Below are 11,189 nucleotides of genomic sequence, written 5' to 3' on the forward strand. Positions count from 1 at the left end.
GGGCAAGCCTGGGGGTGTACTCATACCCAGGAGCGGTCTTCGAGTACGTAGCCCATGCCGCGAACGGTGTGCAGCAGCTTCACGTCGAAGGGGTCGTCGATCTTGCTGCGCAGGCGGCGGATGGCCACCTCGACCACGTTGGTGTCGCTGTCGAAGTTCATGTCCCACACCTGCTCGGCGAGCGTGGAGCGCGACAGGATCTGCCCGCGCCGGCGCAGCAGCACCACGAGCAGCGTGAACTCCTTGGCCGTGAGGTCCAGCCGCGTGCGGTTGCGCATGCACTTGCGGCTCACCAGGTCCAGCTCCAGGTCGGCCAGGCGCAGCACCGTGGGCTCCTGCGTCTTGCCGCGCCGCAGCAGCGCCTGCACGCGCGCCAGCAACTCCGAGAAGGAGAAGGGCTTCACCAGGTAGTCGTCGGCGCCTTGCTGCAGGCCCTGCACGCGGTCTTCGACCTTGTCGCGTGCGGTGAGCACCAGCACGGGCACGTTCTTCGTGCGGCGAATGGCCTGCAGCACGGCAAAGCCGTCGATGCCCGGCAGCATCACGTCCAGCAGCACGAGCGCGTAGTCGCCCTCGGTGGCGAGGTAGCGGCCTTCGATGCCATCGCGGGCGATGTCGACCACGTAGCCGTTCTCTTCCAGCCCCTTTTTCAGGTAATCGCCCAGTTTGGGTTCGTCTTCGATGACAAGAATTCGCATGGTACGGATCGTACCCAAGGCCTTTCGAGACGCTGGTTACGATTTAGTAATCCTATTGAAGGACAAAGCGCCGACACGCTGTCGTACAGTGGGCCGGGCCCTCGGTTCGCAGGGCTTTTCTTGGTCGGCGCGCCACGCCCCGTCGATATACTTTTGTCAACAATGCGCCGCTGGCTCCTGATTTTCCTGCTGTTTCTCTTGCCTTTCCAGTACAGCTGGGCGGTGTCGGCCGCCTATTGCCTGCACGAAGGCGACAAGGGAAGCGGCCACTGGGGCCACCACGAGGACGAGCCGCGCGGCACCGACCGCACCCACGCGGGCGACGGCGCCAAGAAAGACAGCACCCGCCAGCCCAACGCGGCGGTCGGCCATTGCATCGTTGCCCACTTCGGGCAGGCTCAGCATGCGGACACCGCCGCCGCGCTGCCGGCCCAGGCGCCCGTGGCTTCGCAGCCGCTGCGCGCCGTTTCCACCGAACGCTTCGCCTCGCACATCGCCGAAGTGCCGGTGCGCCCCGACTGGTTGCTCTCCGCCTGATTCGGCGAGAGCACAGCCCCTTTTCTTTTTCTGATCTCACTCATCAGCTGAGCGCTCCTCGCCGAATTCGTCCGTCCGTTGTTTTGCAACTCAGGAGAATTCGATGCGCACGCTTTTCGTGCCGCTGGCCGTGTTGGCCTTGGCGGTACCCCCGGCCTTTTCACAGCAGATCCCGCAGGCGGCCGGTCCCTCGTCGTCCCTGTCGGCACCCGCCCGCACGCTGGAGCCCGAAGGCCCGCTGACCCTGCGCACTGCCGTCGCGCTGGCGCTGCAGGCCAACCCGGGCCTGTCGGCCGCGCGCCATGAACAGGCCGCCGCCGACGGCGCCGTGGTGCAGGCCGGCGCCTGGCCCAACCCCACGCTCGACACGCAGCTGGAAGACCTGCGCCGCAACAACCGCACGACCACGCTGCAGCTGAGCCAGCCCCTCGAGCTGGGCGGCAAGCGCGCCGCGCGCGTCACGGCGGCCGAGCGTGCGCGCGACCAGGCGGTGTCGGCGCTGTCGGCGCGGCGCGCCGAACTGCGCGCCGCGGCCGTCACCGCCTTCTTCGACGTGCTGACCGCGCAGGAGCGCCTGCGGCTGGCGCAAGACTCGGTGGGGCTCGCGCAGATCGCCACCCGCGCCGCGGCCAACCGCGTGGCGGCCGGCAAGGTGTCGCCGCTCGAGGAAACGAAGGCGCGCGTGGCCGAGGCCGGCATCCGCGTCGAACTGCTGCAGGCCGAGGGCACGCTGCGCGCATCGCGCCAGCTGCTGGCCGCGCTGTGGGGCAACCCGGCGCCGCGCTTCACGCAGGTGGACGGCGCGGTCGACCACCTGCCCACCCAGGCCGCTGCGCCCGAAGTGGCGCGCCGCCTGCCCGATGCGCCCGTGCTGCGCCAGGCCCGGCTCGAGGTCGAACGCCGCCGCGCGCTCAGCGACCTGGAGCAGGCCAAGCGCATTCCCGACGTGACCGTGTCGCTCGGCGTCAAGCGCGTGCCGGCATCGGAAGGCGAGGGCGGCGAGGCCGTGAGCAGCAGCCGGCGCAACCAGGTGGTGGTGGGCCTGTCGGTGCCGCTGCCCATCTTCGACACCAACCGCGGCAACATCGCCGAGGCACTGAGCCGCGAAGACAAGGCACGCGACGAGCTCGCCGCCGCCGAGCTGCAACTGGGCGCCGACGTGGCGCAGGCCAGCGAGCGCCTGCGCTCCGCGCGCGCCACCGCCGAGACGCTGCAGCGCGACGCACTGCCCGGCGCCGAGACCGCCTACCGCGCCGCCACCAAGGGCTTCGAGCTGGGCAAGTTCAGCTTTCTCGAGGCGCTCGACGCGCAGCGCACGCTGTTCCAGGTGCGCAACCAGTACCTCGTCGCGCTGGCCGAGGCGCACCGCGCGGCCGGCGAGCTCGACCGCCTGCTGGGCACCGAGGGCGACGACATCGCCTCGAACGCGACGCCGAACGTGCGCTGAAGAAGAACACCGAACCGATTCCGACCATGACCACACCACACAACCGCACATCGTCCGCCGGCCGCAAGCAGTGGATCGCCATTGCCGCCGTTTTGCTCGCCGGCCTCGTTGCCGGCGCGCTCATCCTGCGCACCGCGCCGTCCAAGCCCGAGGCGGGCGGGCACTCGGAGTCCGCCGGCCATGCCGACGGCGAGCACCACGAGGAAGACAAGGGCCACGCCAAGGGCAAGGAAGACGACCACGGCCATTCGCATGACGAAGGCCATGGCGACAAGGAACACCACGCGGAAGAAGGCAAGGACGCAGGCAAGGAGCCCGCCAAGGAAACGCCTGCATCGGCAGAGCCGCAGAAGGCCGCCGCCAACGCCCACAAGGAAGACGAAGAAAAGATCCCCTTCACCGACGAGCAGGTCAAGGCCGCCGGCATCGCGATCGACAGCGTCGGCCCGGCGCGCATCAAGACGTCGCTGCAGCTGCCCGGCGAGATCAAGTTCAACGAAGACCGCACGGCCCACGTGGTGCCGCGCGTGGCGGGCGTGGTCGACAGCGTGTCGGCCAACCTGGGCCAGGAAGTGAAGCGCGGCCAGGTGCTGGCCGTGATCTCCAGCCCCGCGCTCTCGGAGCAGCGCAGCGAGCTGCAGACCGCGCAGCGCCGGCTGGCGCTGGCGCGCACCACGCACGACCGCGAGAAGAAACTGTGGGAAGAAAAGATCTCGCCGCAGCAGGACTACCTGCAGGCCGAGCAGGCCATGCAGGAGGCGCAGATCGCCGTGGCCAACGCCAACCAGAAGCTGCTGGCGCTGGGCGCCACGCCCGGCTCGTCGGCGCTGGGCCGCTACGAACTGCGCGCGCCCTTCGACGGCATGGTCGTCGAAAAGCACATCTCGCTGGGCGAATCGGTGGGCGAGGCGGTCAACGTGTTCACCATTTCCGACCTGTCGACCGTGTGGGCCGAGATCAGCGTGCCCGCCAGCAGCCTGAATCTGGTGCGCGTCGGCGAGGCCGTGACCATCCGCGCCGGTTCCTTCGACCAGGCCGCGCGCGGCACCGTGTCGTACGTGGGCTCGCTGCTGGGCGCGCAGACGCGCACCGCCACCGCGCGCGTCACGCTCACCAACCCGCAGCGCACCTGGCGCCCGGGCCTGTTCGTGAACGTGGAGCTGGTGGCGTCGGAAACCGATGCGCCCGTCACCGTGTCGGCCGAAGCCGTGCAGACGGTGGACGACCAGCCCACCGTGTTCCTGCGCGTGCCCGGCGGCTTTGTGCCGCAGCACGTGAAGACCGGCCGCAGCGACGGCCAGCGCATCGAGATCGTGGGCGGCCTGAAGCCCGGCGCGGCCTATGCGGCCAGCGGCAGCTTCGTCGTGAAGTCGCAGCAGGGCAAGAGCTCGGCCACGCACACCCACTGAGGACGACCGCATGTTCGAACGCATCATCCGCTTCTCCATCGAGCAGCGCTGGCTGATCCTGCTGGCCGTGCTCGGCATGGCGGCGCTCGGCGTCTTCAGCTACCAGAAGCTGCCCATCGACGCCGTGCCCGACATCACCAACGTGCAGGTGCAGATCAACACCTCCGCGCCCGGCTACTCGCCGCTCGAAGCCGAGCAGCGCGTCACGTACCCCATCGAGACCGTCATGGCCGGCCTGCCGGGCCTGCAGCAGACGCGCTCGCTGTCGCGCTACGGCCTGTCGCAGGTCACGGTGATCTTCAAGGACGGCACCGACATCTACTTTGCGCGCCAGCTCGTGAACGAGCGCATCCAGTCGGCGCGCGAGAGCATGCCGCCCGGCGTGTCGCCGGTGATCGGGCCCATTTCGACCGGCCTGGGCGAGATCTACCTGTGGACCGTCGAGACCGAAGAGGGCGCGAAGAAGGCCGACGGCAAGCCCTACACGCCCACCGACCTGCGCGAGATTCAGGACTGGATCATCAAGCCGCAGTTGCGCAACGTGCCGGGCGTGACCGAGATCAACTCCATCGGCGGCTACGCCAAGGAGTTCCAGATCGCACCCGACCCCGCGAAGCTGCTGGCGCACGGCCTCACGATGACCGACCTGGTCACCGCGCTGGAGCGCAACAACGCCAACGTGGGCGCGGGCTACATCGAGAAGCGCGGCGAGCAGTACCTCATTCGCGCGCCGGGGCAGGTGAAGTCGGTGGAAGACATCGGCAACGTGATCCTGGGCAACGCCGGCGGCATTCCGCTGCGCGTGTCCGACGTGGCCGAGGTCGGCATCGGCCAGGAGCTGCGCACCGGCGCCGCCACCGACAACGGCCGCGAGGTGGTGCTGGGCACCGTGTTCATGCTCATCGGCGAGAACAGCCGCACCGTCTCGCAGGCGGTCGACAAGAAGATGCAGGAGATCAACCGCACGCTGCCCGCGGGCGTGAAGGCCGTGACGGTGTACGACCGCACGGTGCTGGTCGACAAGGCCATCGCCACCGTGAAGAAGAACCTCTTCGAGGGCGCGGTGCTGGTGGTGGCGATCCTGTTCCTGTTTCTGGGCAACATCCGCGCGGCCATCATCACCGCCACGGTGATCCCGCTGTCGATGCTCTTCACCTTCACCGGCATGGTGAACCAGAAGGTCAGCGCCAACCTCATGAGCCTGGGGGCGCTGGACTTCGGCATCATCATCGACGGCGCCGTGGTGATCGTGGAGAACTGCGTGCGGCGCCTGGCGCACGCGCAGGAGAAACACGGCAGGGCGCTCACGCGCAGCGAGCGCTTTCATGAAGTGTTCGCGGCCTCGCAGGAGGCGCGCCGGCCGCTGCTGTTCGGCCAGCTGATCATCATGATCGTGTACCTGCCGATCTTTGCGCTCACCGGCGTCGAGGGCAAGCTGTTCCACCCGATGGCCTTCACCGTGGTGATTGCGCTCTTGGGCGCAATGATTTTGTCGATCACCTTCATCCCGGCCGCCGTGGCGCTGTTCATCGGCAACAAGGTCGCCGAGAAGGAAAACCGCCTCATGCTGTGGGCCAAGCGCGGCTACGCGCCGCTGCTGTCGCGCGCGATGAACGCCAAGCCGCTGGTCATCACCACGGCCGTGGTGGCCGTGGTGCTGTCGGGCCTGCTGGCCACGCGCCTGGGCACCGAGTTCGTGCCCAGCCTGAGCGAGGGCGATTTCGCCATCCAGGCGCTGCGCATTCCGGGCACCAGCCTCACGCAGTCGGTCGAGATGCAAAAGCAGCTCGAGCGCACGCTGAAAGACAAGTTCCCCGAGATCGAGCGCGTGTTCGCGCGCACCGGCACGGCCGAGATCGCATCCGACCCGATGCCGCCGAACATCTCCGACGGCTACATCATGCTCAAGCCCGAGAGCGAGTGGCCCAAGCCCAGGCGCACGCGGCCCGAGCTGCTGGCGGCCGTGCAGGAAGAGGTCGAGAAGCTGCCGGGCAACAACTACGAGTTCTCGCAACCGATCCAGCTGCGCTTCAACGAGCTGATCTCGGGCGTGCGCAGCGACGTGGCCGTGAAGATCTTCGGCGACGACATGGACGTGCTCAACCAGACTGCCGCGCAGGTGTCGAACGCGCTGGGCAAGGTGCCCGGCGCCGCCGAGGTGAAGGTGGAGCAGACCACCGGCCTGCCCATGCTCACCGTGAACATCGACCGCCAGAAGACCGCGCGCTACGGCCTCAATGTGGGCGACGTGCAGGACGCCATTTCGACCGCCGTGGGCGGGCGAGAGGCCGGCACGCTGTTCGACGGCGACCGCCGCTTCGACATCCTCGTGCGCCTGCCCGAGACCCTGCGCACCGACCTGGACGCCATCCGCCGCCTGCCGATCGCGCTGCCGAAGGGTGCGGGCGGCGAGGGGCTACGCACCAGCTTCATCCCGCTGGGCGAGGTGGCCACGCTCGACCTCGCGCCCGGCCCCAACCAGGTCAGCCGCGAAGACGGCAAGCGCCGCATCGTGGTGAGCGCCAACGTGCGCGGGCGCGACCTCGGCTCCTTCGTGGCCGAGGCCGAGGAGGCCATGCGCGCCGTGCGCATTCCGCCGGGCTACTGGACCGTGTGGGGCGGCCAGTACGAGAACCTGGCCTCCGCCACGCAGCGCCTGCAGGTGGTGGTGCCCGTGTCGCTGCTGCTGGTGTTCACGCTGCTGTTCGCCATGTTCGGCAACCTGAAGGACGGGCTGCTGGTGTTCACCGGCATTCCGTTCGCGCTCACGGGCGGCATCGTCGCGCTGTGGTTGCGCGGCATTCCGCTGTCGATCTCGGCGGCCGTGGGCTTCATTGCGCTGTCGGGCGTGGCCGTGCTCAACGGGCTGGTGATGATCTCGTTCATCCGCAACCTGCGCGAGGGCGGCCTGCCGCTGGACGAAGCGATTCGCGAAGGCGCGCTCACGCGGCTGCGCCCCGTGCTCATGACCGCGCTGGTCGCCTCGCTGGGCTTCGTGCCCATGGCCATCGCCACCGGCACCGGCGCCGAAGTGCAGCGCCCGCTGGCCACCGTGGTCATCGGCGGTATCCTGTCGTCGACCGCGCTGACGCTGCTGGTGTTGCCGCTGCTGTACCGCATCGCGCACCGGCGCGATGAAGACGAGGTGCAGGAAGTCAACGCAGAGCAGCAACACGGCGCACCTCTCGATCCCGCACTGCAAGGTTCCCATGGCCCATGAGCATTCACACGCCACAGCCGTTGCTGGTGGCAACGAGAAAGCGCTGCGCTGGGCGCTGGCGCTGACCTCCACCTACCTCGTTGCCGAGGTGATCGGCGGGCTCGTGTCGGGCAGCCTGGCGCTGCTGTCCGACGCGGCCCACATGGCCACCGACACCGTGGCGCTGGCCATCTCGCTGGCCGCCATCTGGCTGGGCAAGCGGCCGGCGGACAAGCGCCGCACCTTCGGCTACTACCGCTTCGAGATCCTGGCGGCCGTGGTCAATGCGGTGCTGCTGTTCTTCGTGGCGATCTACGTGCTCTACGAGGCGTACCGGCGCATCTCGCAGCCGGCCGAGATCCAGTCGACCATGATGCTGCTCGTGGCCATCGGCGGCCTGGTGGTCAACCTCATCGGCATGCGCCTGCTGGCCAGCGGCAAGGACGAGAGCCTCAACGTGAAGGGCGCCTACCTGGAAGTGTGGGCCGACATGCTCGGCTCCGTCGGCGTGATCGTGGGCGCGCTCGTCATCCGTTTCACCGGCTGGGCCTGGGTCGACTCGGTGATCGCCGTCGCCATCGGCCTGTGGGTGCTGCCGCGCACCTGGCGCCTCTTGCGCGAGAGCCTCAACGTGCTGCTCGAAGGCGTGCCCGACGACGTCGACCTGCCCGAGGTCGAGCGCGCGCTGCAGGCGCAGCCGGGCGTGGCCGGCCTGCACGACCTGCATGTGTGGGCGCTGTCCAGCGGCAAGGTGAGCCTGAGCGTGCACGTGGTGTGCACGCCCGACGTGGTCGACCTGGCGCCGCTGATGCTGCGGCTGCGCGGCCTGCTGGCCGAGAAGTTCGACATCCACCACTCGACCGTGCAGGTGGAGCGCGTGCCGTGCGAGCAGGCGGGGGAAGGGCATGGGTTCGGGCCTGCGGTGACGGCGGGCTGACGCCAGGGCGGGGCACAACAAAAAACGCGACAGTCGCACGGGGCAACTGTCGCGTCGGGGGCGGCGCCGATGGGGCGCCGCGTGGCCTGACTGCAAGCTTAGAGGATGGTCACGTGGACCTTGTCTTCGACCAGCAGCTCGGCGGTGCCGGCGAGGTTGGTGTAGACGCTGTAGGTCACGCCGCCGACCGTGGCTGCATTGCCCAGGGTCCAGCTGTCGTTGCCGCCGAGCAGGTTCACATCGCCGTTGGCGCCGTTGACCAGCATCTGCACCTTGCCGTCGGCCGAGACCATGTCGCGTGCGCCACCGGCCAGCAGGTCGTGTGCGCTCAGCGCCAGCGTGTTGCCGCCTGCGCCCAGGTCGAACTTCTCGAAGCCCTGGAGCTTTGCGCCGAGCGCCGACAGGTCGATGTGCATGGCCTTGCCGTCCATGACCAGGGTGTCGATGCCAAGACCGCCTTCAACGCGCTCGAAGTCGCCGCTGTTGATGCGGATCGTGTCGTCGCCCGAGCCGCCGTGCACCGTGTCGCCCGTGCCGACATTCATGAAGGTGTCGTTGCCGGCGCCGCCGCTGAGGCGGTCGGCGAAGCCGAGCTTGGCGATGATCGTGTCGTCGCCTTGGGTGTAGCCCTGGGTCGAGTGGCTCAGCACTTCGTCATCGGGGAGCGCGTCTGGCATGGCATCCGACGGTGCTTCGAACGTGCCGACCGCACCGACCAGCGTCGAGTTGGTGACCTTGACGGTCACGCCCTGCTGCACCAGCAGTTCGGCGGCGAGCGACGAATGCTGGTAGCTGTCGTACGCCACGCCCTGCACCGTAACGCTGCTCTTCTTGACCCAATCACCCTGGTCAATGCCGCCGGCCAGCAGGTCGCTCAGGTTCACGGTGTCGCCGGCATTGCCCTTGACCATCATCTGCACACGGCTCTTGTCGCCCTGGTAGAACAGGTCGACGCCGCCGTTTTTCAGCACCTCGGCCAGCGACAGGGTCAGCGTGTTGTAGTTGGTGCCCGTGATGTCGATGACCTCGATGGAACTGAGCTTGCTCCCCACCTTGGTCAGGTCGAGCACGTGCGCGTAGCCCTCGAGCTTGAGCGTGTCGATGCCGCCGCCGCCGTGGATACCCGCCGTGGCCTGGTTGAAGTAGCTCGTTGCGCTCACCTGCAGCGACACCACATCGTCTTCCGCGCTGCCGTAGAAGGTCTCGGGCGCGTAGTCGATCAGGTTCGGGTCGCGCGTTTCCGCCACGTGGTTCACCACCTTCTGGCTGAACGCGTCCAGCGTCACGCTCGGGCTCAGCGAGATGACCTTGAACGAGCCGATGTCCACCAGCTCCGCCGAGGTGTAGGTGAACACCTTGGTATGGCGCGCATCGGTACCACCGATGAAGTTCTCGGTGTGGATGAGATTGCCCTTCACGTCGAACACCTGGATCTGCGCACCCATGGCGTTGTCGATGCCGGTCAGACGCAGCGTGAAGTAGTTGGCCGGCTTGTCCAGGGTGAACAGCGCGTTCGCCTGTGCGGTGTCGTTCAGCGTCAGGCCGGCCAATGTGGTCGTCGTCGCGGCCTTGTAGCTCAGGCTGCCCGTGGTCGTGACCTTGAAGCCGGTGCCGGTGTACACGTCGCCGACAGGCGCCTTCTGCAAGGTGTCGCTGGCCGTCGTCAACGTGGCCGTGCCTACCACCTCGTAGGGCTTGGACACCGCGCCGATCGCACCGTCCTTGCCGATGATCTGCGCGGTGACCGCGAAGTCCTTGGCCGCGCCCTGGTACGAGTAGGTCACGGTCGACGGAACGTTGAGGGTGGCGATGCCGCCGTTGATGTCCAGCTGTGTCAGCACCTGGTCGTAGGTGCTCATGCCCCACTGGATGTGCACCGTGTCGCCAGCCTTGGCGCCCGTACCGGCGAGCGACAGCAGCACCTGCGAGCCGTCTTGCGCCTTCGTGGTGGTGTAGATGCCTTCGGCATCTGGAATGCGCATGATCGACGGTGCCTCGGCCGCCTCGACCAGCGTGACTTCGCGCTCGACCACCGCGCCGCTGTGGCCCTGGCCGTCGCTGATGCGGACCTGAACGCTCCAGTCGCTGCTGTGCGCCGGGGTGTCCACGAAGGCCCAGTTCTTGCCGTTGACCACGGCGTCCTGCCAGGTCTTGCCGCCATCGACCGACACCTGGACCTTCATACCGCTGGCCAGTGCGCCACCGAGGCTGCCGGTGACCACGCGACCAGCGTTGCCATCGGCGGTCACGAAGTCGGTGGCGACCCCGCTGTCCTTGCCCAGGCCATCGATCGTGATCGACGTGTTTAGGCCGAGCTTCACCTCGACGCCCTGCTGAACGAGCACTTCCGCCGCCAGGCCCGAGTGCTGGTAGACGTCATAAGCAACGCCGCTCAGGGTGACCTGTCCGCTCTTGCTCCAGTAGCCCAGGTGGTCGTTGTTCAGAAGGTCGCCCAGGTCGACGACGTCGCCGCTGTTGCCCAGCACCTGCATCTGCACGCGCCCGTCGTTGACGAACAGGTTCATGCCGCCGTTTTCCATCACTTCGGCCAGCGACAGCTTGAGAGTGTTGTTGCCTGTGCCGGTGAGGTCGATGACCTCAACAGAACTGATTTTTTCCGCCAAAGCGATCAGATCAAGAATCTGGCTCGCTCCAGTCAGCTTCACAGTGTCCACGCCGGATTCGCCATGAAGTCCAGAAGCCAACCCGGTCAACGTGGAACCGCCTGCAACAGAAAATACATTGTTTGAGGATCCTCCGTAATTAACTTCTTCAATATCTTGAAGCTCTGGCTGCGGGATTAGGAGATTTAGATTGGCATTGAATGTTTGGAATTTTTCAATAGAAATTCCATTTGCAGACATTTCGACATCAAACAGGACGCGTGTTGATTGCCGCCGAAATTTGACCCAGTTAACGCAGTAATTTCCGTCTAAGACTGACCCACGTAAAACCCTACCCT

7 protein-coding genes are annotated in these 11,189 nt (G+C 67.3%); 5 read left to right on the forward strand and 2 right to left on the reverse strand.

Going from position 1 to position 11,189, the window contains the following annotated elements:
• Positions 1–20 precede the first annotated feature (20 nt).
• Positions 21–698, reverse strand: a complete 678-nt coding sequence (locus AC07O4_RS30635) for a heavy metal response regulator transcription factor (protein WP_095746105.1) — start codon at positions 696–698, stop codon at positions 21–23.
• A 162-nt stretch (positions 699–860) separates the two neighbouring features.
• Here AC07O4_RS30635 and AC07O4_RS30640 point away from each other — a divergent pair, with 162 nt between their 5' ends.
• The 5 genes from AC07O4_RS30640 to AC07O4_RS30660 all read left to right on the forward strand — a co-directional run bounded on the left by AC07O4_RS30640 (position 861) and on the right by AC07O4_RS30660 (position 8,227).
• The gene (locus AC07O4_RS30640; RefSeq protein ID WP_495306494.1) at positions 861–1,235 is read left to right on the forward strand and encodes a hypothetical protein; all 375 of its coding nucleotides are present in this window, start codon (positions 861–863) and stop codon (positions 1,233–1,235) included.
• Between the two features lie 103 nt (positions 1,236–1,338).
• A complete protein-coding gene (locus tag AC07O4_RS30645; protein WP_495306495.1) occupies positions 1,339–2,682 on the forward strand; it encodes a TolC family protein in 1,344 nt (447 codons plus the stop codon).
• Positions 2,683–2,708: 26 nt separating this feature from the next.
• A complete protein-coding gene (locus AC07O4_RS30650; RefSeq protein WP_495306496.1) occupies positions 2,709–4,091 on the forward strand; it encodes an efflux RND transporter periplasmic adaptor subunit in 1,383 nt (460 codons plus the stop codon).
• Between the two features lie 10 nt (positions 4,092–4,101).
• Positions 4,102–7,311, forward strand: coding sequence for a CusA/CzcA family heavy metal efflux RND transporter (locus AC07O4_RS30655; RefSeq protein WP_495306497.1), 3,210 nt, complete (start codon positions 4,102–4,104; stop codon positions 7,309–7,311).
• Positions 7,301–8,227 carry a cation diffusion facilitator family transporter gene (locus AC07O4_RS30660; RefSeq protein WP_495306498.1) on the forward strand — a complete coding sequence of 309 codons (927 nt, stop codon included), beginning with the start codon at positions 7,301–7,303 and terminating at the stop codon, positions 8,225–8,227. Before AC07O4_RS30655 ends, AC07O4_RS30660 begins: the two co-directional genes overlap by 11 nt.
• 98 nt (positions 8,228–8,325) lie before the next feature.
• Here AC07O4_RS30660 and AC07O4_RS30665 read toward each other — a convergent pair whose 3' ends face one another.
• Positions 8,326–10,902, reverse strand: a complete 2,577-nt coding sequence (locus AC07O4_RS30665) for a hypothetical protein (protein WP_495306499.1) — start codon at positions 10,900–10,902, stop codon at positions 8,326–8,328.
• Between the last annotated feature and the right edge of the window lie 287 nt (positions 10,903–11,189).

It is taken from the genome of Variovorax sp. GW821-FHT09D04 (genome assembly GCF_059416405.1).

Bases quoted from the DNA above. Each gene is read 5' to 3' on its own strand.
- AC07O4_RS30635 (WP_095746105.1), bottom strand. From the start codon at position 698: ATGCGAATTCTTGTCATCGAAGACGAACCCAAACTGGGCGATTACCTG.
- AC07O4_RS30650 (WP_495306496.1), top strand. From the start codon at position 2,709: ATGACCACACCACACAACCGCACATCGTCCGCCGGCCGCAAGCAGTGG.
- AC07O4_RS30640 (WP_495306494.1), top strand. From the start codon at position 861: ATGCGCCGCTGGCTCCTGATTTTCCTGCTGTTTCTCTTGCCTTTCCAG.
- AC07O4_RS30645 (WP_495306495.1), top strand. From the start codon at position 1,339: ATGCGCACGCTTTTCGTGCCGCTGGCCGTGTTGGCCTTGGCGGTACCC.
- AC07O4_RS30655 (WP_495306497.1), top strand. From the start codon at position 4,102: ATGTTCGAACGCATCATCCGCTTCTCCATCGAGCAGCGCTGGCTGATC.
- AC07O4_RS30660 (WP_495306498.1), top strand. From the start codon at position 7,301: ATGGCCCATGAGCATTCACACGCCACAGCCGTTGCTGGTGGCAACGAG.